At 66.3% G+C, this 22,292-nt stretch carries 23 protein-coding genes and 1 tRNA gene; 6 read left to right on the forward strand and 18 right to left on the reverse strand.

The window, feature by feature from the left end:
* Positions 1-14: 14 nt before the first annotated feature.
* Positions 15-299 (forward strand): Dabb family protein, encoded by a 285-nt coding sequence (locus P24_RS00740; protein ID WP_008942767.1) that lies wholly within the window; start codon positions 15-17, stop codon positions 297-299.
* Between the two features lie 4 nt (positions 300-303).
* On the opposite strand, the gene P24_RS00745 is transcribed toward P24_RS00740, so the two are convergent.
* The 9 genes from P24_RS00745 to P24_RS00785 all read right to left on the reverse strand — a co-directional run bounded on the left by P24_RS00745 (position 304) and on the right by P24_RS00785 (position 11,303).
* Positions 304-2,478, reverse strand: coding sequence for a TonB-dependent siderophore receptor (locus P24_RS00745; RefSeq protein WP_156816123.1), 2,175 nt, complete (start codon positions 2,476-2,478; stop codon positions 304-306).
* A gap of 268 nt (positions 2,479-2,746) precedes the next feature.
* Complete coding sequence (locus tag P24_RS00750) at positions 2,747-3,538, reverse strand: DUF4394 domain-containing protein (protein ID WP_008942769.1); 792 nt, start codon at positions 3,536-3,538, stop codon at positions 2,747-2,749.
* Positions 3,539-3,723: 185 nt separating this feature from the next.
* A complete protein-coding gene (locus P24_RS00755) occupies positions 3,724-4,461 on the reverse strand; it encodes an anti-sigma factor (protein WP_008942770.1) in 738 nt (245 codons plus the stop codon).
* Positions 4,458-5,006: a sigma-70 family RNA polymerase sigma factor gene (locus P24_RS00760; RefSeq protein WP_008942771.1), complete on the reverse strand. Its 549-nt coding sequence runs from the start codon at positions 5,004-5,006 to the stop codon at positions 4,458-4,460. Before P24_RS00760 ends, P24_RS00755 begins: the two co-directional genes overlap by 4 nt.
* A gap of 87 nt (positions 5,007-5,093) precedes the next feature.
* The gene (locus P24_RS00765) at positions 5,094-6,731 is read right to left on the reverse strand and encodes a dipeptide ABC transporter ATP-binding protein (RefSeq protein ID WP_008942772.1); all 1,638 of its coding nucleotides are present in this window, start codon (positions 6,729-6,731) and stop codon (positions 5,094-5,096) included.
* Positions 6,728-7,561 carry an ABC transporter permease gene (locus P24_RS00770; RefSeq protein WP_008942773.1) on the reverse strand — a complete coding sequence of 278 codons (834 nt, stop codon included), beginning with the start codon at positions 7,559-7,561 and terminating at the stop codon, positions 6,728-6,730. The genes P24_RS00765 and P24_RS00770 overlap by 4 nt, the downstream gene beginning before the upstream one ends.
* Positions 7,558-8,502, reverse strand: a complete 945-nt coding sequence (locus P24_RS00775; RefSeq protein ID WP_008942774.1) for an ABC transporter permease — start codon at positions 8,500-8,502, stop codon at positions 7,558-7,560. Before P24_RS00775 ends, P24_RS00770 begins: the two co-directional genes overlap by 4 nt.
* 50 nt (positions 8,503-8,552) lie before the next feature.
* Entirely contained in the window at positions 8,553-10,109 is a 1,557-nt protein-coding gene (locus P24_RS00780; protein ID WP_008942775.1) for an ABC transporter substrate-binding protein, read from the reverse strand.
* Positions 10,110-10,160: 51 nt separating this feature from the next.
* Positions 10,161-11,303, reverse strand: a complete 1,143-nt coding sequence (locus P24_RS00785; RefSeq protein WP_008942776.1) for a C45 family autoproteolytic acyltransferase/hydolase — start codon at positions 11,301-11,303, stop codon at positions 10,161-10,163.
* A gap of 117 nt (positions 11,304-11,420) precedes the next feature.
* Here P24_RS00785 and P24_RS00790 point away from each other — a divergent pair, with 117 nt between their 5' ends.
* Positions 11,421-12,344 (forward strand): GntR family transcriptional regulator, encoded by a 924-nt coding sequence (locus P24_RS00790; protein WP_008942777.1) that lies wholly within the window; start codon positions 11,421-11,423, stop codon positions 12,342-12,344.
* On the opposite strand, the gene P24_RS00795 is transcribed toward P24_RS00790, so the two are convergent.
* The 3 genes from P24_RS00795 to P24_RS00805 form a co-directional block, all read right to left on the reverse strand.
* Positions 12,345-13,205, reverse strand: coding sequence for an urea carboxylase-associated family protein (locus P24_RS00795; RefSeq protein WP_040706041.1), 861 nt, complete (start codon positions 13,203-13,205; stop codon positions 12,345-12,347). It lies immediately after the preceding gene.
* A gap of 13 nt (positions 13,206-13,218) precedes the next feature.
* Entirely contained in the window at positions 13,219-13,914 is a 696-nt protein-coding gene (locus P24_RS00800) for an SOS response-associated peptidase (RefSeq protein ID WP_008942779.1), read from the reverse strand.
* Between the two features lie 149 nt (positions 13,915-14,063).
* Positions 14,064-14,140 (reverse strand) — tRNA-Met (locus tag P24_RS00805).
* Positions 14,141-14,308: 168 nt separating this feature from the next.
* Between P24_RS00805 and P24_RS00810 the strand changes: the two genes are divergently transcribed.
* The 3 genes from P24_RS00810 to P24_RS00820 all read left to right on the forward strand — a co-directional run bounded on the left by P24_RS00810 (position 14,309) and on the right by P24_RS00820 (position 16,570).
* Complete coding sequence (locus tag P24_RS00810; protein ID WP_156816125.1) at positions 14,309-14,683, forward strand: hypothetical protein; 375 nt, start codon at positions 14,309-14,311, stop codon at positions 14,681-14,683.
* Between the two features lie 61 nt (positions 14,684-14,744).
* Positions 14,745-15,236, forward strand: a complete 492-nt coding sequence (locus P24_RS00815; protein ID WP_040706137.1) for a winged helix-turn-helix transcriptional regulator — start codon at positions 14,745-14,747, stop codon at positions 15,234-15,236.
* Positions 15,233-16,570 (forward strand): MATE family efflux transporter, encoded by a 1,338-nt coding sequence (locus tag P24_RS00820; protein WP_008942782.1) that lies wholly within the window; start codon positions 15,233-15,235, stop codon positions 16,568-16,570. The genes P24_RS00815 and P24_RS00820 overlap by 4 nt, the downstream gene beginning before the upstream one ends.
* Before the next feature lies 1 nt (position 16,571).
* Here P24_RS00820 and mnmA read toward each other — a convergent pair whose 3' ends face one another.
* The 6 genes from mnmA to cysE all read right to left on the reverse strand — a co-directional run bounded on the left by mnmA (position 16,572) and on the right by cysE (position 21,438).
* Positions 16,572-17,705, reverse strand: a complete 1,134-nt coding sequence (gene mnmA, locus P24_RS00825) for a tRNA 2-thiouridine(34) synthase MnmA (protein WP_008942783.1) — start codon at positions 17,703-17,705, stop codon at positions 16,572-16,574.
* A 234-nt stretch (positions 17,706-17,939) separates the two neighbouring features.
* The gene (tenA, locus tag P24_RS00830; RefSeq protein ID WP_008942784.1) at positions 17,940-18,650 is read right to left on the reverse strand and encodes a thiaminase II; all 711 of its coding nucleotides are present in this window, start codon (positions 18,648-18,650) and stop codon (positions 17,940-17,942) included.
* Positions 18,651-18,654: 4 nt separating this feature from the next.
* Complete coding sequence (locus P24_RS00835) at positions 18,655-18,984, reverse strand: ferredoxin family 2Fe-2S iron-sulfur cluster binding protein (protein ID WP_008942785.1); 330 nt, start codon at positions 18,982-18,984, stop codon at positions 18,655-18,657.
* A 115-nt stretch (positions 18,985-19,099) separates the two neighbouring features.
* The gene (locus P24_RS00840) at positions 19,100-20,215 is read right to left on the reverse strand and encodes a cysteine desulfurase family protein (RefSeq protein WP_008942786.1); all 1,116 of its coding nucleotides are present in this window, start codon (positions 20,213-20,215) and stop codon (positions 19,100-19,102) included.
* Between the two features lie 8 nt (positions 20,216-20,223).
* Positions 20,224-20,697: an Rrf2 family transcriptional regulator gene (locus P24_RS00845; RefSeq protein WP_008942787.1), complete on the reverse strand. Its 474-nt coding sequence runs from the start codon at positions 20,695-20,697 to the stop codon at positions 20,224-20,226.
* Positions 20,698-20,709: 12 nt separating this feature from the next.
* Positions 20,710-21,438 carry a serine O-acetyltransferase gene (gene cysE, locus P24_RS00850; RefSeq protein ID WP_202802333.1) on the reverse strand — a complete coding sequence of 243 codons (729 nt, stop codon included), beginning with the start codon at positions 21,436-21,438 and terminating at the stop codon, positions 20,710-20,712.
* 199 nt (positions 21,439-21,637) lie between these two features.
* Between cysE and P24_RS00855 the strand changes: the two genes are divergently transcribed.
* On the forward strand, positions 21,638-22,288 hold the full coding sequence (locus tag P24_RS00855; RefSeq protein ID WP_008942789.1) for an alpha/beta hydrolase: 651 nt from the start codon (positions 21,638-21,640) through the stop codon (positions 22,286-22,288).
* Positions 22,289-22,292 lie beyond the last annotated feature (4 nt).

The following is a 22,292-nucleotide window of genomic DNA, read 5'->3' on the forward strand; positions in this document are numbered from 1 at the left end:
GGAGCACCGGCAGAATGATCCGGCACATCGTGTTCTTTTCCGTGAAGGACCCGGCGCAGCTGGACGAGGTCGAGGAGGGGCTGAAACTGCTGACGCAGAGCCCCTACCCGTCCCTGCTGGAAGTGAAGCGCAATCTGCGCCGCGACCTGTTCGGCAACGAGGTCGATCTGGTGGTCTATGGCGAGTTCCCGGACCAGGCGACACTGGATCGCTACAAGGAAGACCCGCTCTACCAGCGCTCCATCGACCGCGTGCGCCCCTTGCGGGAATTGCGCATCGCGGCCGACATCGAGGGCTAGAGCCCTACCAGCGATAGGTCATGCCGGCGGTCACCCAGCGACCCGGCCCGTAATAGCAGGCGCCGAAGGCGCAGGTCGTGGTGTATTCCTCATCCAGCAGGTTGGAGGCCTTCAGGTCGAAGGTCATGTTCTCGTTGAAGGCATAGCTGACCAGCGCATCGACCAGCAGATAATCCGGATTCTTCGAATTGTTCAGCGTGTCATTGTAGGCGCTGCCGACATAGCGCAGGCCACCGCCGACGCGCAGGCCGCGCAGTTCCGGCTGCTGCAGGCTGTACACGGCCCACAGCGAGGCGGTGTGCTCGGGGATCAGCACCGGGCTCAGCCCGACATTGCCGTCATTGCTCTCCGTGACCTCGGCATCCGTATAGGCATAGGCCGCCGTCAGGTCCAGCCCGCGGAACAGGCCAGCCTTGGCTTCCAGCTCCAGGCCGCGCACCTCGATCTCGCCGGTCTGCAGCGTGTTGTTGATGTCCGCCGGATCGCGGGTCTGCACATTGGTCTTGGTCAGGTGATAGACCGAGGCGGTGAACAGCGCGTTATAGTCGGCGGGCTGGTATTTCACGCCGATTTCGTACTGCGTCGAATCCTCGGGCTCGAACGGCTGGCCGTACAGGTCGGTACCCTGCCGAGGCGTGAAGCCCTGGATGAAGCTGGCATAGGGTGCCAGGCCATTCTCGAACAGGTAGGTCAGGCCGACGCGGCCGGTAAAGGCGCTGTCCTCGAAGGACTGGGTGGTGTTGGTCAGCAGGTCGTCAGTATCCATATCGACCCAGCTGTAGCGGCCGCCCAGCGTCAGAACCCACTGATCCAGCTTCACCTGGTCCTGGATATAGACACCGGTCTGCGTCAGGGTCTGCTCGTTCGACAGGTAGGGGGCATCCGGCAGGGCGGCACCGGTATAGACCGGATTGAGCAGGTCCAGCGAGGAGGCGGCACCGGAATAGTAGTCGAACCGATCCACGCTGCGGCTGTAGTCGAAGCCGAACAGCATGGTGTGGCGCATGCCCGACAGGTCGAAGCGCGCCTCCAGCTGATTGTCGATCGCGGCCTGCGCCAGATCGTCAGGGGCCGCCCAGACATAGCGGTTCAGCGTACGGTTGTCGGCGGAAAGCCCGTTCGGCGACACCGTCTGGTAATCCACCTTCACCTCGAAATAGCGAGCGTTCTGGCGGAAGGTGAAGGTCTCGTCGAAGCGGTGCGACAGCGCATAGCCGATGGAGAACTGTTCCTGATGGAACTGGTCGAAGCCCGGCTCGCCGGCCACAACGCCGGTCCGGCCGACCGTCTCGTTGGCGAAGGTATTGAACAGCGGCGAGCGCGAATCCTTCATATAGTCGGCCAGGAAGGTGATCTCGGTATCATCGCCCTTCCAGGTCAGCGACGGCGCGATGAACAGGCGGTTATTATCCTGCGAGGTGCCGTCATTATAATCGAACTCAGTGTTCGACTCGCGGGCCAGGCCAGTCAGCCGGAACAGCAGGCTGCCATCCTCATTCGCCTTGCCGCCCAGGTCGAAGGCGCCCTGGAAATGGTCCCAGCTGCCCGCCTCGACCCTGATTTCCTGGCGCATGTCGGCATTCGGGCGCTTGGTGGTGCGGTCCACGACGCCGCCGGCCTCGGCCTGGCCGTACAGCGCGCCGCTGGGGCCGCGCATGACGTCGATACGCTCGATGGCGTAGGGCTCCGTCGTATAGGCGGCAAAGGCGTTGCCGTCCATGCGCAGCCCGTCGCGGAACGACCCGGTGGTCGAGGAATAGAAGCCGCGGATGGTGATGGAATCATAGCCGCGCGGATCGACGCCGTAATTATCGACGGTCACGCCCGGCATGTAGCGCACCGCCTCCGCCATCGTCTTCACGCCGCGATCTTCCATCTCCTGGCGGCCGATGGTCGAGACCGACTGCGGCGTCTCGATGGCCGGCGTATCGGTCTTGGTCGCCGCCACGGAGAAGTAGGAGACATAGCCTTCCGTCGCCTCGTAGGAGGTGATGCTGCGCAGCGCCTCGATATCGATCGGCCGCAGCTCGACGGACTTGTCGTCCTTCTTCTCGGTCTTCTCCGCGTCCGGCTTCTTGTCCTGCGCGAAGCCCGCCTGCGGCAGCGCCAGGCACAGCAGCAGCGCGGTACCCCCCATCAGCGCGGTGCGCAGCCCCATATCTGCGAAACGCCTGTGCATCGTCTTTCCCCTTCCGGTTTTCATGACCCCCGCACGGGCACCGACCCCGGCATCCATGCGAATTACACTAAGAGTCATTCGCATTACATGACAGAAGGGAAATTTCAAGCGCTAGTCCGCTGGCAAACCGAAAGACTTTTGCACTCCGGCAGATTTGTCACACTGGTTGACAGGCAGTCCGGCAGTTGAAAGGCGGCAATGGTCATCGACAGGAAAACGGGCCGGCCCCGAAGGACCGGCCCGCCTACCCTCAAAGAGAGGTTTCGCCTTACATGCCCGGAACAAAGGCAAAATCGACCAGCGGACCGGTCACGCCCGTAACATTGCCCAGCGTGGTCACCGCACCGGTCTTCAGATCGACCGTATGCAGCGCGTCCATGGCGTAGAGCACACCCATGTTCCCGCCTTTGCCATCGGCCATGATGTCGAAGCCGATGTCCGGACCGATATCCGCGCCCAACTTGCCGACCGGCTGCTGCACACCGTCATTCGGCGGGCTCTGCAGATACAGCATGTCGCTGTCCGGGTTGATGGTGTAGAGCGCGGTCTTCTCCGGCTTCGGATTGACCGAGTTGGTGTAGGCGCCGGCCACGACCATCGCCTTCTTGCCCATCATCGGGCCGTCCTTGGCATAGGCGGTCGAGCCATCGACCACCACCGCGCCGGTATCCACATTCACGCGGAAATTGGTGCCGTCGCTCGACATCAGACGCAGGCGGTCGGCAGCCGGATTGAAATCGACCGTGGCCTTGCCGTCGGCCGGAAAGCTCTTGTCCAGCTTCGACACCATCTTGGCGGCACCGGTCTCGCCATCGATCACATAGATCGCGCCGGTGATATCGACGCCATAAAGCAGGCCGTTGGCCGGACGCACATCGATGCCGAACAAGGCGGCACTGGTGCCGCTGACCTTCACTGTCTTCATCGCCATGCGCGACTCTGTATCCAGGCTGACGAGCGAACCATCCTTGGTCAGCGCCACGATGCTGGCGGCGCTGGCGATGGCGGTACTGGACAGCAGGACGGCGGTGGCGAGAAGGCCGAGGGTAAGCTTCTTCATGATCGGGACTCCCATTATCGGTTCAATTCCATGCAGAACCGGGAGAGAGGGCGGATCAGGGGGCCGATCCGCCCGTCTCCATCCCGTACCGTGCCGCCCATCCCACAATGAAGGGGCTGGCAGCACGGCCTGCACAGGGAGTACCCGCCAGCCCCGCGTCTGGATGACGATGGGATGAAAAAAATTTAGTTCGACGCCACCTGGACCGCGCGGCCGATGAACAGCACCGGCCCGGTCGGCCGGCTGCCCGGCGAGCCGCCCGGCGGTTCCAGCGTCAACTCGAAAAGCTGGCCGGGAATCACCGGCCCGATGCGCTCGGCCGGCAGATCAACACTCTGGCCGGGCTGCACGAGGCCGAGCGAGCGCGGCCCCTGCGCCGGGTCCACCAGCGTCCAGAACTGCACCGACCGGTCAGCCGGCACAGCCGTCTCGACCAGCGGCGACAATGTGAGCCTTCCATCGGCGGCAATCCGCACGATCCAGCCGGGGGCGGCGCTCTCGCCCGGCTGCTGCAACACGGCGACATAGCCAGCGGCGGGCGGCGCCCGGTCAAACACCGGTGTGAAGAGCGCCAGCAGCGCCATTGCCACGGCGCCTAATGCAGCGCCGGTAGCCACGCCACGCCATTGAGCGAAAATGCTCCAGAGCCAGCCGGACCGGGACGTTTCTGCCTTGCGGGCAGCCAGGCCGGTTTCCTGTTCGATGCGTGACCAGACACTGGCGGGGAGCTGCTGCGTCGGCACCGTATCGGCAAGCGCCAGGAAATGCTGGTGCCAGAACAGATAGTCGCGTTCCGCCGCCGCATCGGTCTCGATCAGCTGGCGGATCGCCGCCGAATCCGCCTCGTCGAGCAGGCCCAGCACATATTCGCCGATCAGCGCCCGGCGTTCCGGCGGATTGTCCGTGATGTCGGGCGGAATCATGATTGCAGGCACTCCTGCAGGTCACGCAGGGCCAGGCGGATGCGGCTCTTGATCGTCCCCAGGGGCGCCTTCAGCCGCTCGGCGATTTCGCCATGCGTCAGCCCGTCGAGAAAGGACAGCACCACCGGCTTACGGCGTGGCTCGTCCAGCCCCTCCAGACAGCGCCGCAGCGCCGCCGATTCCTGCATCAGCGCAACCGATGCCAATGGATCGGGCGACTCGTCCGGCACTGCTTCGGCGGCCTCCTCATCCAGTTCGACCTCACGCCCGGTCCTGCGCAGTGCGCTCAGCGCGCGATAGCGCAGGATGGCGAACATCCAGGCGCGCGCCGGCCCCCGGGCCGGGTCGAACCGATTGGCATTGCGCCAGATCATGACGAAAGCATCCTGCACCACATCCTGCGCGACATCGCGCCGCCGGACCAGCCGCAGGGCCAGCCCGAACATCCTGCCGGCCTCCGCGTCATACAGTGCGCGCAGCGCGGCGGCATCGCCCCGCGCGCACGCGGCCAGCGCGGCCTCATGATCGGCAAACGGTTTCAGCATGGTTCCCTTCGCGCTCCCCCGGACACCACGCACGCCGATGGCGGCACGACGGGCGACCAACACCTTATCGGAAATAACCCCGACACGTCAGTCTGGATGACGCCCGGCGTAAATTAGCTGCTCAGCACTGCGACTGAGTGCCAGCGCGGGGGAGGCTGCGAGCAGCGCCCTGGTGTAGGGATGGCCGGAGCGTTCGAACACCGCCTCGGTCTCGCCCTGCTCCACGATGCGGCCTTCCTGCATGACGATCACCCGGTTGGCGATCTGCCGCACGGCGGCCAGGTCATGGCTGATGAACAGGCAGCAGAAGCCGTGGCTGCGCTGCAGGTTTTCCAGCAGGTCGAGGATCTGTTTCTGGATCGTCATGTCGAGCGCGCTGATCGGCTCGTCGGCAATCACCAGCTCCGGCCGGCGGATGAGCGCGCGGGCGATCGCGACGCGCTGGCGCTGCCCCCCGGACAGCTGGTGCGGGAAGCGCCTCCCGAAGCCGTCGAGCCCGACCTCGTCCAGCGCCGCCTCGATGCGCTGGCGCCGCGCCGCCTCATCCAGCCCGTCCAGCAGACGCAGCGGCTCGCCGACGATATCGCCGACGCGCATGCGCGGATCGAGCGAGGAATAGGGGTCCTGCGAGATCAGCTGGCAGGCCATGCGGAATGTGTGCATGCCGTGACGGTCCGCCTTCTCCAACGGCATGCCCTTGAAGCGGATGCTGCCACCAGACGGCTGCACCAGCCGCAGGATGGCCCGTCCCAGCGTCGTCTTGCCCGAGCCGCTGCCGCCAACCACGGCCACCATTTCGCCTGCGCGCAGCGTCAGATCGACGCCCTTCACCGCCTGCATGTCGGTGGCGCGCTGGAACAGCCCGCCGCGCCGCCGGAAGGTGACCTGCAGCTTCTCGACGGCCAGCACCGGGCCGCCGATCCGGCCTTCGCCGTCACGCGGGCGCGGCCGCGGGATCGCCTCGACCAGCCGCCTGGTATAGGGTTCGCGCGGCGCGCCGATCACCTGCGCGGTCGGGCCGGTTTCCACCAGCCGCCCCTTTTCCAGCACCACGCAGCGCTGGGCATAGCGCGCCACCACGCCGAGATCATGGGTGATCAGCATGACCGCCGTGCTGGTCTCGCGCGTCAGCTCGACCATCAGGTCCAGCACCTCGCGCTGGGTCAGGCTGTCCAGCGCCGTGGTCGGCTCGTCGGCGACCAGCAGGCGCGGCTTCAGCATCATGACCGAGGCCAGCATCATGCGCTGGCGCATGCCGCCGGAAAATTCGTGCGGGAAGGCCTGCAGGCAGCGTTCCGCATCCTCGATGCCAACCCTGCGCAGCATGTCGGCGCACAGTTTGCGGCGTTCCGCCCGGCCCATGCCGGGGCGGTGGATGCGCAACCCCTCCTCCATCTGCGCGCCGATGCGCAAAGCCGGGTTCAGCGACACCATCGGTTCCTGGAACACCATGCCGATCTCGCCGCCGCGCAGCTGCCGCAGGCGGTTCCAGGGCGCATCCTCGATGGCCTCGCCAGCGAAGGCGATACCGCCCGACTGGCGCACCAGCCCCGGCGGCAGCAGCCCCAGCACGGAGCGCGCCACCATGGTCTTGCCGCTGCCGGATTCGCCGACCACGGCCACCACCTCCCCGGCGCCGACCGAGAAGGACACGTCATCGACGACCAGCGGCCCGTCTGGTACGCCGATCCTCAGGTTGGATATCTGAAGAACGCTGTCCGTCATTGCGCCATCCGGGGGTCGAGCCGGTCGCGCAGCGCGTCGCCCAGCAGATTGATGCCCAGCAGCGTGACCGCGATGCACAGGCCGGGCGCGATGCCGAGCCATGGCGCGCTCTGCAGATAGGGCCGCGCGCCCGCCAGCATGTTGCCCCAGGTCGGCGCCGGCGGCGGCACGCCGAGGCCGAGAAAGGACAGCGCGCTTTCCGACAGGATCACCCAGCCGAACATGCTGGTCGCCAGCACCGCGATGGGGGCGATGGCGTTGGGCAGCACATGGCGGACCATGGTGTAGATCTCGCCATTGCCCAGCACGCGCGACGCCTCGACATATTCGCGCTCGCGGATCGACATCACCGTGCCGCGCACCACGCGCACGACCGACGGCGTATAGGCGATGCCGAGTGCGAGGATGATGCCGTAGCGGTTCGGCCCGATCACCGCCATCAGCCCCAGCGCCAGCAGCATGCCGGGAAAGGCCAGCAGTGTGTCGTTCACCGTCATGATCGCGCGGTCGGTCCAGCCCCGTACATAGCCGGTGACGACACCGATGGCGGTGCCGCAGATCACCGCGAAGGAGACGGTGAGGAAGGAGATCGAGGTGCTGCTGAGCGCCCCGGCCATGGCCCGGCTCAGCACGTCGCGGCCGAACTCGTCGGCGCCGAACAGGTGGACGGGCGATGGCGGCGCGAAGCGGGCACGCAGATTGATGCCCAATGGATCGAACGGCGTCCAGACCAGCGCCAGCGCCGCCGCCCCCAGAATGACGGCCATCAGCGCGCCGCCGATCAGCGCATTGGCGCGCTTGTTCCGGAAGCTGAACAGGGTGGCGATCATTCTGACATCACCCTCGGGTCGAACAGCGGGTAGCAGAGATCAACGATCAGGTTCACCACCACATAGATGACGGCGGTGAACAGCATGCAGCCCTGGATCACCGGATAGTCCCGGGCGAAGATCGCATCGACCAGCAGCCGGCCCAGCCCCGGCAGGGTGAACACCGTCTCCACCACCGCGATGCCGCCCAGCAGATTGCCCAGCACCAGGCCGATCAGCGTCCAGGTCGGCGCAAAGGCATTGGGCAGCGCATGGCGCAGCAGCACCGCCCCTTCCGACACGCCCTTGGCGCGGGCATGGGTGATGTATTCCAGGCGCAGCACCTCCACCGTGCTGGCACGCGCCATGCGGGTCAGCACGCCGATCTCGATCAGGATCAGGGTCAGCGTCGGCAGCGCGATATAGGCAAGGGCCGCCGCCCAGTCCTCGGCGAAAGAGACATAGCCGATGACCGGCACCCAGCCGAGTTTCAGTCCGAACAGCAGCAGCAGCAGAAGGCCGAGCCAGAAGCTGGGCAGGGAGAGCAGCAGCGTGGCACCGGCGATGATCAGCACGTCGGTCAGCCGGTTCTGCCGCCAGGCCGCGACCATGCCGAGCGGCACGGAGATCGCGGCAGCGACAACGACAGCGATCAGCACGATGGCGGCACTGACCTGAAACCGGTCGAGGATCAGCGGCATCACCGCGGCATTGTTGGAGATCGATTGGCCGAGATCGCCGGAAACCGCCTTCAGCAGCCACAGGCCGAACTGGATGTAGATCGGCTCCTCCAGCCCATAGGCCTCGCGGATGTCGCGCACCGTCGCCTCGTCGGCGGCATCGCCCAGCATCAACGCAATGGGATCGCCCGGCACCAGCCGGATCAGCACGAAGACGGAGAGCGAAACCAGCAGCAGCGTCGGAATCGTGGTCAGCAGCCGGCCGATCAGATAACGCAGCATGGCGGTTCCGCTCTCGTCTTCGGAAGCTGGCTATGCGTGAGGTGGCTTTATCAGCCCTTCACCTTCACGCCCCAGAGGCGCGGCTGGCCGGCCATCCAGGATTTGTAGCCCTCCAGCTTGTCCGAATAGGCCGCGATGTCGGAGCCATTATACAGCACCAGCATCGGCAGGTCGGCGCGGAACATGCCTTCCAGCGTGTCGAACAGCTTCTGCCGCTCGGCCTTGTCGGAGATCGCCATCGACTTCTCGATCAGCTTCTGCGCTTCCGGATTATCCCACACCTTGCGCGGCTGGGTCTCCTTCGGGCCGGAGAACATGTCGAAGCTGAGCGACGGGTCGAGGCGCGCCGAATACAGGAAGGACATCATCTGGTAATTGCCCTTCAGGTACATATCCAGCTGGGTCGCCCACTCGATCACTTCCAGCTCGATATTGATGCCGGCATCCTTGGCCATCGCCTGCGCGAACACCGCCGAATCGAAGGAGGCGGCATAGCGCTTGTTGGTGACCATCTTGATCGGCTCGCCCTTGTAGCCGGCCTCGGCGGCCAGCTTCTTCGCCAGCGCCGGATCGTACTTCACCGGCTCGCCCTGCGGCTTGCCGTAATAGGCGCTGACCACCGGCACCGGCGAATGGTTCGGCTTGGCCGTGCCCAGCGTCACCGCATCAACGATGGCCGCCATGTCGATGGCGTGCGCCAGCGCCTTGCGCATGCGCACATCGGCGAAGACAGGGTCCTTGGTCTGCAGTAGGAAGGCGCTGAGGCCCATGGTGGTCGCGGTATCGACCACGACACCCTTGGCGGCCTTCATCTCCTTCAGATGGCTGACATCTAGGTCCGGCAGCACTTCGACGGAGCCGCTGAGCAGGGCCGCCTTGGCGGCAGAACCGTCGGGGATGACGACGAAGCGCACCTTGTCGATATGGGCGACACGTTCGCCCGCATAGCCGTCGCGCTTCTCAGTGCGCGGGCTGTAGCCGGCGAACTTCTCCAGCTCGACATATTCGCCCTTCTTCCATTCGGCCAGCTTGTAGGGGCCGGTGCCGACCGGCTTGTCGAAGCTGCCATCGGCGGCGAAGCTGTCCTTGTGCAGGATGCCAGTGCCGCCGCAATCGATGCGCGCCATCTGCCCCAGGAACAGGGCACTGGGCTGTTCAAGCGTGAAGGTGACGGTCATGTCGTCCTTCTTCGCCACATTGGCCACCTTGCTGATGCCCTTGGAGAAGTCGGAGAAGCAGCGCCACTTGGTGTCCTTGTCCATGTATTTGGACCAGGTGAACAACACATCGTCGGCGGTCAGCGGCGCGCCATTGTGGAACTTCACCCCCTTGCGCAGGGTGAAGCTGTAGGTCAGCCCGTCGGCGGACAGATCGACCTTTTCGGCCAGCAGCGGGGCAACCTCGCTGTTCTCCCTGAAGGCGACCAGCCCCTCGACGATGTGGTGCACCACGCCGTCGGTGTTGGCATCACGGTTCACGCCCGGATATGTCGACCGGATATCGGCGTTCAGCGCCACCTTCACCGAGGTTTCGGCCTGCGCCGCACCTGCCACCCCGGCAACCGCCAGCGCGAGGGCAAAACCCGTCAAACCTTTCGCATATGTCATGTCCCAGCTCCTGCCTGTTCGAGGATTATTCTGTATCGGTCCGCGCGGCTCTTACTCGGCCGCCTCGCGGGTGTCGGGCAGTCCCTTGCGCGCCCGTGTCTCCAGCGTGTAGGTGGTGAATTCCCGGTTCCGCGCGGGCATCGGCGCCACTTCCATGATGCCGGCCGCCGGACGCATCAGGATCATCGCCACGGTCGAGCTGATGTTGCCGGCATGCGACGGGCGCGGCGGGCGGCACACCGAATAGGGCGTCAGGAAATCGTCGAAGAAGGCCTCGCGCAGATCGTCCACGGTCAGCTTGCCCAGCTTCTTCTCCAGATGCTGGCGCACGCGCCAGTCGCGGTAATGGCTCTCCGGCGTGCTGAGCGTGCCGGCATCCTTCAGCTTGGACAGCGCGACGGCGCTGTTCCAGTGGTTGGCATGGACGATCAGCCCGTTCTCCGGCCGGATGGTGAAGGCCTCGTCCGGCGCGCATTCGATGTCGATGGCGAAGCCGTCGCGGGCGCTGATGATCATGTTGTTGGAGGCCGATTTCGGCGTGCAGGCGACGATGCGGATGGCATCGGCGAAATGCTCGCACTCCAGCACCTTGCGGCGGATCAGCGGCAGCGGGATGCCTTCCTGCGTGTAGTCGCGGTCGGATTCCAGATAATTGGCGGTGATCGCGACGCCGGTGGCGTTGAAGCCGGCACGGCCCAGCGCGCCCGCCTCGGTGAAGGTCATCAGATCCGGCCCGTTGTCACGCCGCACGCGCAGCACCACGGCGGTCTCCGCGCATTCCGCCTTCCAGTCCCAGTTCTGGCCATGGATCAGCTCGCCATTCAGGCTGGCTTCCGGCAGGATCACCGCCCCGGTGCAGCCATCCGGCTCGTCCAGCAGGCCGGCATGGCGGCGGGCGAGCTGCAATATCTCGGTGCGGCAGTTCAGCAGCAGGATCGCCTCAAGGTCGATCTTGGCACCCTCGGCGATCCCCGCCATCTCCTCGGCATAGGCCGGATCGAAATCCTTAACCGTCGGCAGGAAGGCGGCGATCAGCCGGCCCATATCCTCCTGCGTCAGCCCCATCTTGCGAATCTGCTCGACATAGTGCCCGGCCCCCTTATGGATTCTCTCCGTGGCCTGCGCGCCGTAGGAGCGGCCGCGCGCCAGGGGAGTGCCGGAAATCTCGATCAGGGGGAAAGGCTCATAGCTCATGGGGGATTATCCTGAATGACGGTTTTGTGTATTTTGATTGCATAAAAAACACAAAGTCCAGCGCTATTAGAGATAAAAACGAACTATGAAATTAAATTATACAAACAGGAATCGCGCATGACGGAAGCCGGAGCAGACACAGTGCCGGCAGGTACGGGCGGCGCGCCGCGCAGTGACCTGCAGGCGGAGATCGCCGGGCGCATCCTGGCCATGCTGGCCGAACAGCGGCCGGCGCCGGGCTCCCGCCTGCCTGAACAGCGCGTGGCAAAGGAGCTGTCGGTCTCCCGTTCGCCGGTGCGCACCGCCATGCAGTTCCTGGAAGCGCAGGGCTTCCTGCGTTCGGAAAAGGGGCGCGGCTTCCTGGTCGCACGCCTGCCGGAGCCGGGCGAGGCGGCACAGGAAATTCCGGAATCCCGCCTGTCGGTCATCCATGACCGAATGCTGCGCGACCGGGCGCTGGGCCATATCGGCCATGAGGTGACCGAGGCGGAGCTGGCGGAGCGCTATGGCGTCTCCCGCGCGCTGCTGGCCAGGGTGCTGGCGCGGCTGACCGGCGAAGGGCTGATCGAGCGGCTGCGCGGCCATGGCTGGGGCTTCGTGGAGATGCTGGAGAATGACCGCGCCTATGAGGATTCCTACGAATTCCGCATCGTCGTGGAATGCGGCGCGCTGCGCGCCCGGCACTTCGCCGTGGACCGCGTCAGGCTGGAAACCATGCGCCGGCAGCATGAGGAGATCATGGCCCGGCCGGAGAGCGTGACCTCCGAACACTGGTTCCAGACCAACACGGCGTTCCACGAAATGATCGCCGAATTTTCCGGCAACCGCTATTTCCAGCAGGCGATCCGGCACCAGAACAACCTCAGGCGCATGCGCGAATATGCCGAATTCACCGGCATGGCTCGGGCCCGGATCGAGCAATCCTGCCGCGAGCATCTGGCGATCATGGATGCGCTGGCCGGAGGCGACCTCGCCTGGGCGGAGGCGCTGCTGCGCCGGCACCTGACGCAGGCGGCGGATTATACCAGCCTGGAGGAGTGATCAGAGGCCGTGACGGCGCGAATAGCCGTTGCGCGCAAAGGTCGTCCAGCCGTCCAGCGCACCGGGCCGCGGCGCATAGATTTCCACCTTCAGCGGATAGCAGGCGGCACTGTCGCTGGAATGCTGGTTGCCGCAATCGCCGCCCGGACAGGCCGAGAGCGCGCCCAGCAGGTCGATCTCCGCGAACATCTCCAGATAGTCGCCGGGCCGCACCGGGCTGGCCTTCATGAAATACTGGTGGGTATCACGGGTGAAGCCGGTGCACATGAACACGTTCAGCACGTCATGCACATGCGCCTCCGCCGCCTCCAGCGTCAGCCCGCGTTCTGCCGCCAGCGCCCGCGTCAGGTTGGAATGGCAGCAATGATGGTATTCGCCGCCGGTCAGCAGGCAGTTCGTATAGGGATCGCAGCGTGTGCCGATCACGTCATGCACGCCGCCGCCATCGTCATCCCAGCCATACCAGTCCAGCGTATCGCGGGTGATCGTCGCCAACGGGCGCAGGAACGGCATATTGCTCCACAGCCGGTCGCCGGTGGTCACATGGGTGGCGTGCAGTTGGCGCGTCTTGCCGCTGAAGAAGCGCTCCGACAGGTCGTTCGCGTTCCACAAATTCAGGTCGCCGACCTGCGGCCCCTCAATGCTGACGATGCGGAACAGGTGCCCCGCCGGCACGGTGAAGGTGGCGGCGTCACGCGGCGGCACCACGACTTCCTCCACAAGCGCCATGTCCTGCCGCACCTGCTCGTAGAAGGCGCGGTCAAACGGCGGCAACCGGTCAACCTCGTAGCAGATTGTGAGCGGCACGGCGCGCCGTTGCGCGGCATCTGCAGGCGGCTGGTGAGGGGTGTGTGTCATCATGGCCTCAAAGATATCAGGAGATCAGGGAAGGCTGCGCCCGGCGGGGCGGCAGGCGTTCCAGCAGCCCCTCCCCTTCATTGCGCGGGTTGCCGACGCGACGCGAGACCGGCCAGGCCTCCATCCGCTCCGCCGGAAAGGGCACTAGCAGATGCTGGGCCGCTTCCCTGGGCCCATGCAGCCAGAGATCGTGATGCACCGGCGAGACGATCACCGGCATGCGGTCATGGATCGGCGCCAGCAGCGAATTCGCCGCGGTGGTGATCAGGCAGACGGTGAGCAGGGTCTCGCCCTCCGGTGCTTGCCAGGCCGACCAGATGCCGGCGATGGCGAAACCCGGCTCGTCCTTCAGCCGGATGGCATAGGGCTGCTTGCCGCTGGCCATCTTGCGCCATTCGTAATAGGCGCTGACCGGCACCAGGCAGCGCCGTTCCGCGAAGCTGTCCCGGAAGGAGGGCTTCTCGGCGACGGTTTCCGCCCGGGCGTTGATCAGGTTCGCCGCAATGGCCGGGTCTTTCGCCCAGTGCGGGATCAGCCCCCAGCGCATGGATGTCAGCTGGCGGCCACCCTCCCGCCCGGCGGCACGGATCACCGGGATATCGGTCTGCGGCGCCACATTATAGCGCGGCTGCCAGGGCGCATAATCGCCCGTGGCCTTGAACAGCCGGCGCATGGCCTCGGGCGCCAGTGTCTGGGCGAAGCGACCGCACATCTGTGGCTTGAATCCTCCGACACACAACCGGACAGCCAGCATGGACCATAACCGCGCCCACCGCCATGGCGGAGCGTAATTACCGGCCCAAACGAAAACCGGCGCCCAGTTTCCCGGGCGCCGGTAATCGCTGAAGTCATTCAGATTAATGGTAGCGAGGGAGGGACTCGAACCCCCGACACAAGGATTATGATTCCTCTGCTCTAACCAACTGAGCTACCCCGCCGCAGTGCGGCCTCGCCAATCAGATGGGCCTCCGCCCGCCCGTTTGCGAGGGCATGCGTATAGGCTGGCGATGCGCCCCCTGTCAAGCATCCGATCAAGCCTCCGAACGCGGAGGTGCAAAGCGTTGATGATCCATCTCCTGCTTGGCGGCAGCGGGCAACAGCCCCACATGGCTGATATGGTCAAATTTACCTTCCTGCTGACGGTTGCGGGCCTGCTTGCAGCCAGTTCGGCCCTGACAGATGCCCAGGCGCAAAGCGACCGGCGCAGGCTGATCTATGATCTGCTGGAACAGCGCCAGTCGCGCGACCCTTCACGGCCAGACACTATTGAACGGCTGCCCGACCGCCCCGCCCTGCCCGATACGCTGCGCACGCCCGACAGTCAGCGCGATCCCATCCTTCGCCCCGGCACGCCCGATCCGACCGCGCCACGCAGCCCGCTGCTGGAGTCGGACCGGCGCCAGCAGGAGCAGCGGGAATTTCAGGAACGGCTCGACCGCCGCGAACGGTTCGAGCGCCAGCGCCTGCTGATGGAACGTTGACCGCCCTTCCCACTTGCATTATGCAATCTATTAAGTTGCATCTTGCAAGCTGGAGATGGCGATGGTCCGTACCGATTTTTCCCGCATGCGCTGCCCGGTCGCCCGCTCCATGGAGGTGCTGGGCGAACGCTGGGCCATCCTGCTACTGCGCGAGGCCTATTACGGCACCACCCGGTTCGACGATTTCCTGCGCCATCTCGGCATCGCCTCCAACATATTGAGTGCCCGCCTCGCCAAGCTGGTCGAACATGGCGTGCTGGAGCGCGTGCCCTCGCCTGAGAAGGGCGTGCGCCACGAATACCGGCTGACCGAGAAGGGCCGCGACTTCTTCCCCGCCTATCTGGCGCTGAAGCGCTGGGGCGACCGCTGGATGGCCGGGCCGGAAGGGCCGGTGATCCGGCTGGTTGAGGCCGATACCGGCCGGGAAGTGGCCTCCCCGCCGCTGCTGGACAGTGCCGGCGCGCCGCTGACACTGGACAAGCTACGCGTGCTGCCCGGCCCCGGTGCCGGCCGGGCGATCCGCCAGCGGTTTGGCGCCGGTGAACAGGAATGACCGCGATCCCGGCAGCCGGCGCACCGGTCGAACCGATCCCCTCCATCCTGCGCCGTATTCAGAAGCTGGCGACGCCGACGGCACTGCTTGCCTTCCTGCAGATCGCCGCGCAATTGCTGGAAACCTGGATCGCCGCGCAGCAGGGTACGGCGGCGCTGGCCGGCTGGGCCGTGGTGCTGCCCTTCGCCCTGCTGATGCAGCAGATGTCGGCGGGCGCCATGGGTGGCGGCGTGGTCTCCGCCATCGCCCGCGCGCTCGGCGGCAACCGCGAGCAGGAGGCCTCCTCCCTGGTGCTGCACGCGGCGCTGATCGCCATCATCGGCGGCGGGCTGTTCGCGCTGCTGCTGGCAATCTTCCCGCGCGCCGTACTGGGGCTGATCGCCGGGCCGGTCGCGGCGGAGGCCGCCGCGCCTTACGCGATCTGGCTGTTCGGCGCGGGGGCGATTCCGCTGTGGCTGGCAAACACGCTGGCCTCGGTGCTGCGCGGCGGCGGCCGGCACGGGCTGGCGGCGCGCGTGCTGACGCTGGGCTATATCGTCTATCCGCCGCTGTCCTGGCTGCTGGCGGAGCCGCTGGGCATGGGGCTGGCCGGCATCGGTGCTGCCTTCGCGCTGGTGTTCTGGGCCTCAGCGCTGGCGATGGTCGCGGTGGTGCTGCAAGGCGGTGCGGGCTTCACCCCCAGCTTGCGCATCCGGCCTTCCGGCACCCTGTTCACCCGCATATTATCGGTCGGGCTGGTGGCCAGCGCGCTGGCCTCCGTCGCCAATCTGACAACCATCCTGGTCACCGCGCAGATATCGGGCCACGGGCCGGCGGCAGTGGCCGCCTATGGCATCGCGGCGCGGCTGGAATTCCTGATGATCCCGCTGGCCTTCGGCGTCGGCTCGGCGCTGACCGCGCTGGTCGGCCGCGCCGTGGGCGCCGGCGACTGGCAGAATGGCCGGCGCATCGCCTGGACCGGCGGGCTGCTCGCCTTCGCAATGGCAGGTGCCGCCGGCCTGGCCGTGGCGCTGTTCCCGCACAGCTTCGCCGACGCCTTCAGCGACGATCCGGCGGTCATTGAAATCGCGACGCGCGGACTGGCCTATACCGGCTTCGCCTTCGGCGGCTTCGGCCTCGGCATGGCACTCTATTTCGCCGCGATGGGTGCCGGGCGGATGCGCTGGGCGGTGATCGCCGCCTTCTCCCGCATCAGCATCGCGGTCGGCGGCGGCTGGCTGCTGGCCAATGTCGCCGGCATGGGGCTGGAAGGGCATTTCCTCGGCGTGGCGCTGGGCATCACCGCCTATGGGCTGGTGACCGCCATCGGTGTGCGGCCCGGCGTGTGGCGGTAACTCAGGCGGCGAGCGCCTGCTCCTCGCGCAAGATCCAGCCGCCGCCCAGCACGCGCTCACCGCTGTCGCGGTCATAGAACACGCAGGCCTGCCCCGGCGATACGCCATATTGCGGATCGTCAAAGCTGACGCTGGCGCCCGCCGGTGTCGCCCGCACCAAGGCCGGTACCGGCGCCATGGCGCTGCGCAGCTTCACCAGCACCGGTATGCCCCCGGCATCCGGTGCGGCCAGCCAGTTCACCTCGGTCAGGGTAACGCCGGGCTTCGCCAGCGCCTCGCGCGGCCCGACGACGACACGGTGCGCTTCCGGCTCGATGCGCACGACATAGAGCGCGTCGGTCGACTCGACACGGCCGCCGATGCCCAGCCCCTTGCGCTGCCCGACCGTATAGTGGATGACGCCGTCATGGCGGCCCAGCACCGTGCCATCGACATGCACGATCTCGCCGGCCTCCACAGCACCCGGGCGCAGCTTCTGCACCACATCGCCATAACGCCCGGTCGGCACGAAGCAGATATCCTGGCTGTCCGGCTTGTCGGCGACTTCCAGCCCGAAGCGCTGGGCCAGCGCACGCACCGCCGGCTTCTCCATGCCGCCCAGCGGGAAGCGCAGATAGTCCAGCTGCTCCCCCGTGGTGGCGAACAGGAAATAGCTCTGGTCGCGGTTGGGATCGACGGCGCGGCGCAACTCCGGCCCTGCCGGCCCCATCGCGCGCTGCACGTAATGGCCGGTCGCCAGCACCTCCCCGCCGAGATCGCGGGCAGTCTGCAGCAGGTCGCGGAACTTGACGCGCTGATTGCAGCGCACACAGGGAATCGGCGTCTCACCGCGCAGATAGGCATCGGCGAAATCGTCGATCACTGCCTCGCGGAAGGCGCTCTCGTAATCCAGAACGTAATGCGGAATTCCCAGCCGGTCGCAGACCTGGCGGGCGTCGTAGATATCCTGCCCGGCGCAGCACGCGCCCTTCTTCTGCAGCGCCATGCCGTGATCGTAGAGCTGCAGCGTGATGCCGATCACCTCATAGCCCTGCTCATGCAGAAGCGCCGCGGTGACGGAGCTGTCCACCCCGCCCGACATGGCGACGACCACGCGGGTATCCGCCGGCCGCTTATCGATCCCGAGAGAATTCATGGGCTGGAATATAGGCGATTTCGGCGGAAATGCACCGGGGTTCGTTTTTATCATCCGTCATTCCCGGAGCATCAAGAATCCCCTCTCCCCTGGAGGGAGAGGGTTGTCGAGCCTTATGAGCGAAGCGAATTAGGCGAGGCTGGGTGAGGGGGAACCGCATGGCTGGAGCCGTCCCCTCACCCGGTTCGCTTTGCTCACCACCCTCTCCCGCGAGGGGAGAGGGTTACAATTGCCCTACTCCCTCGCGTGCTCCAGCACGTCGAGGCCCATCTGCCAGAAACGCACTTCCAGGCGGGTTGCCTCGGTGAAGGTGCGGGACAGGCTGGGGATGCGGGCCTCAGTGCCGCGCTGGGCGAACAGCCGGTCCAGCGTGGCGACGGATTTACGGGCGACGGCGACATAATCGTCGCCGCCATAGGTCTCGATCCAGTCGCGGTAGGGGTTGCCCTCCAGCGTCGTGCGCGGGTCGGCCTTCAGCGCCAGCCCGATCTCGGCATAGCCGACGACGCAGGGCGCCAGCGCCACCTGAAGGTCGAGAATGTCGCCGGCCATGCCGCGTTCCAGCACATAGCGGGTATAGGCCATGCAGGCCGGGTCTTCCGGCAGCGCCACGACATCGGCCTCGCTCATCCCCCAGCCGGCGCAGTAGCGCAGATGCAGGGAGGTCTCGGCGAGGATATGGCCGACCGCATCATTGGCGGCGCGCATATCCTCCAGATTTTCCGACTTGTACACCGCCAGCGCATAGGCCCGCGCGAAATGGATCAGGAACAGGTAATCCTGGCCAAGATAATAGCGGAAGGCCGCCTCCGGCAGGGTGCCATCGCCCAAACCGCGCACGAAGCGGTGGTCGACATAGTCGCCCCAGTGCGGCTGGGCAGCCTCGCGCAGCCGGGCGAACAGGCTGCCCCGGGGGGCCAACTGCGGGGCGAGCGCTTCCGTCATCCGATCAGCCCATCATGTTGTTGGTGCCGGAGGGCAGGCGGACGGTCAGCCCGTCCAGCTCCTCGGTCATGACGATCTGGCAGCCCAGCCGGGAGGTCTTGGTCAGGCCGAAGGCGAGGTCGAGCATGTCCTCCTCATCCTCGCTGGGCTCCTCCAGCCGGCCGAAATCGGCGGGATCGACGATGACATGGCAGGTCGAGCAGGCGAGCGAGCCCTCGCACGCGCCCTCGATATCGATGCCGTTGCGATGCGCGACCTCCAGCACGGAGAGACCGACCGGGGCCTCGACCTTGTGCCGCGTACCGTCGGGATCGATGAACACCATCTTCGGCATGCTGCCTTCCTCAAACTCGCTGTCGATTGTCACGAAAGAACGGGTGGGGTCTTCTGGACCGGGTGGGTTTATCAGCCACCCTAGATGGGTGCAATCCCCGCCATGGCAAGGCCTCTCACGAGGCCACCGCCATCGGCCGCAACCGCCGCGCGGTCTGCGACCAGGCGGCAAGGAACGCCTCCCCATCCGCCGCCGTGCTGGTCCAGCCGAAGCTGACGCGGATGGCGCCGCCGGCGACCTCCTGCGGCAGGCCCATTGCCGCCAGCACATGCGAGGCCGTGACCTTGCCGGAAGAGCAGGCGGAACCGGCGCTGACCGCCACACCCGCGAGGTCCAGCGCCATGACGATATTCTCCGCCTTCACGCCGGGCAGCGCGATGCAGCTGGTGTTCGGCAGGCGCGGCATATCGCGCCCGACGATCACCGCCTGCGGCGTCGCCGCCATCACGCCCTCCTCCAGCGCATCGCGCAAACCGGCCAGCGCCTGCAGCCGCCCGATCTCCGACGCTGCCGCCTGTGCCGCTGCGCCGAAACCGGCGATGCCCGGCAGATTCTCGGTGCCGCCGCGCAGCCGCCGTTCCTGGCCGCCGCCACGCTGGATCGCGGCAAGCTCCAGGCCGGGGCGGATATAGAGCGCGCCAACGCCCGGCGGGCCGCCGATCTTGTGGGCGGAAATGCTCAGCAGATCGACATCCAGCGCCGCCACATCGACGGGCAGCTTGCCGGCCGCCTGGATCGCGTCGCAATGCACCAGCGTGCCATGGCGTTGCGCGATCTCGCGCGCCTCGGCCACAGGTTGCAGGATGCCGGTTTCGTTGTTCGCCAGCATCAGTGAGAGGATGGAAGGCCCGCTGTCGGCAGCCAGCATGCTGTCCAGCGCGTCTAGGTCGATAATGCCCTCCGGCGTTACCGGCACGGCTTCCGCCTGCGGATGCACGGCACGCACCGAATCATGCTCGATGGCGGAATAGAGGATGCGCGGCCGTCTGCTGCCCAGCAGCGCCAGCGCGTTCGCCTCCGTCCCGCCGCTGGTGAAGACCAGGCGGGAGGCATCAGCACCGATCAGCGCCGCCACATCGCGGCGCGCCTGTTCCAGCCGCTTGCGCGCGGTACGCCCGGCGGCATGGACGGAAGACGGGTTGCCGCCTTCCCGCATTGCGTCGAGAACGGCCTCCATTGCCTCCGGCCGCACCGGCGTGGTGGCGTTATGGTCGAGATAGGTAATGGCCATGGTCTCGTCTATTCGGCGGCGGCGCCCAGATTGGGCTTGCCCGCCATCGCAGCCGGGAACATCGCCGGCCGCACCTGCCGCGTCACAACGTCCTGCAGGCTGACGGAGCCGAGATAGAGATGGATCTGGTTGCCCAGCTCCTCCCACAGATCATGGGTCGCGCAGCGACTCTTGTTGCCCTTGCAGCCGGCCGGGGAACCGGGGGCGCAGCGCGTCGCGCGGATTGGCTCATCCACCGCCAGGATGACATCGGACACCCGTGTCTCGGCGGCCGGACGGGCCAGCAGATAGCCACCGCCGGGGCCACGCACGCTGCGCACCAGCCCGCCGCGCCGCAGCTTGGCGAACAGCTGTTCAAGATAGGAGAGCGAGATTTCCTGCCGCTCCGCGATATCGGCGAGTGCCACCGGCTGGCCATCGCTGGTGGCCGCCAGATCGACCATCGCCATGACGGCATAGCGCCCCTTGGTGCTGAGCTTCATCGCGCCGGCCTCCTAATTGCCATCGCGGGAGGCCGCATGACCCCGCCCGTTGCTGGCCTGCTTCGCCATCGCCGGCGGGCTGCCCTCCAGCTCCACGACACGGGCCTTCAGCGCCGTCACCTCCTGCAGCAGCCCGTCCAGCGCGCGCGCCACTGGATCCGGCATGTCGCCCGCCGGCGTGCCATAGGCGCAGAACGCATCCTCCTGCTTCGACCGGCTGATCGCCACCTGGGCCGGAATGCCGACCACGGTGACACCCTCCGGCACATCCTTCAGCACCACGGCATTGGCACCGACCCGCGCGCCCTTGCCGACATTCAGCGGCCCCAGCACCTGCGCGCCGGAGCCAACGATCACACCATCGCCCAGCGTCGGGTGGCGCTTGCCCTGATGCAGCGAGGTGCCGCCCAGCGTGACGCCCTGATAGAGGGTGACATCGTCACCGACCTCCGCCGTCTCGCCGATCACCACGCCCATGCCGTGATCGACGAAGAAACGCCGGCCGATGGTCGCACCCGGATGAATCTCGATGCCGGTCAGCACGCGGCCCAGATGCGACAGGAAGCGGCCCAGCAGCTTCCAGCCGCGCCGCCAGGCGGCATTGCCGAGGCGATAGAACAGCAGGGCATGAAAGCCCGGATAGCACAGCATAACCTCCAGCCGCGACTTCGCCGCCGGGTCACGCGCCATGATGGCGTCGATGTCCTCACCGAGTTTCTTGAACATTGCCCACCCCAGCATGATATAGTCCCGGCCCGCCAAAAGGATGCGCCGGGCCACGCGGCCGGCGCTGCCGGCCAGCGCACACTTAGTCGATATAGAATGTCCCAGTTACCCGATCAAGTATTGCGCACCGCTTTTACGGGAAACGGCGGCGCAAGACCGACTCCCGGAGTCGGTCTCATGCGGGCACCACGCATATGAGGAGAACGCAAGGCCCATGCCCGAAGTGATTTTCAACGGTCCGGAAGGACGGCTTGAGGGACGCTACCAGCACGGCACCCAGCCCAACGCGCCGATCGCGCTGATGCTTCATCCGCACCCGCAGCATGGCGGGACGATGAACAACAAGATCGTCTATTCGCTGTATCACAATTTCGCGCAGCGCGGCTTTTCGGTCCTGCGGTTCAACTTCCGGGGCGTCGGCCGCTCGCAGGGCGTCTATGACCGGGGCGAGGGCGAGCTGTCGGACGCCGCCTCGGCGCTGGACTGGCTACAGACCTACAATCCGAATGCCGGCCAGTGCTGGATCGCCGGCTTCTCCTTCGGCGCCTGGATCGGCATGCAGCTGCTGATGCGCCGGCCGGAGATCAGCGGCTTCATCTCGGTGGCGCCGCCAGCCAACATGTATGATTTCACCTTCCTTGCCCCCTGCCCGGCCTCCGGCCTCGTGGTGCAGGGTGCCGCCGACGACATCGTGCCGCAGGAATCGGTGAAGAAGCTGGTGGATAAGCTGTCACACCAGCGCGGTATCACCATCGACTACCGGCTGGTCGAGGGCGCCAACCATTTCTTCACCGGCCAGATCGAGGAGATGATCGGCCATGTCGATGATTACCTCGACAAGGCGCTGGTGAAGACCGAGGCCTGATAGC

It is taken from the genome of Oceanibaculum indicum P24 (assembly GCF_000299935.1).
In the GTDB taxonomy this organism is placed as follows: Bacteria; Pseudomonadota; Alphaproteobacteria; order Oceanibaculales; family Oceanibaculaceae; genus Oceanibaculum; species Oceanibaculum indicum.